At 50.8% G+C, this 305-nt stretch carries 2 rRNA genes; both read right to left on the reverse strand.

The features are described 5' to 3' along the window. Positions 1–73, reverse strand: a 5S ribosomal RNA gene (gene rrf / locus M3180_RS22465); the annotation flags it as partial. A 139-nt stretch (positions 74–212) separates the two neighbouring features. After that, a 23S ribosomal RNA gene (locus tag M3180_RS22470) occupies positions 213–305 on the reverse strand; the annotation flags it as partial.

The raw sequence follows: 305 nt of genomic DNA on the forward strand, positions 1-305 counted from the left end.
CATCGGCGCTGAAAGGCTTAACGGTCGTGTTCGAGATGGGTACGCGTGGTTCCCTTTCGCCATCGTCACCAAACGTTGTAGATGCTTCCGAAGTGGCTTGCACCCTCAAAACTGGATATGAAAGTTAGATACATCTTAGCGAGTTCGAGCAGAAGCGTTATGCTTCCGATGTGACTTGTGAATCTTCGCTTACGCTCCGTATTCAAAGTCTGTAGGATAAGCCCTCGACCGATTAGTACTGGTCAGCTCCATGCATTGCTGCACTTCCACCCCCAGCCTATCAACCTCGTCGTCTTCAAGGGGTC

The sequence above is a fragment of the Paenibacillus camelliae genome (genome assembly GCF_023715345.1).
Taxonomy (GTDB): Bacteria; Bacillota; Bacilli; order Paenibacillales; family Paenibacillaceae; genus Pristimantibacillus; species Pristimantibacillus camelliae.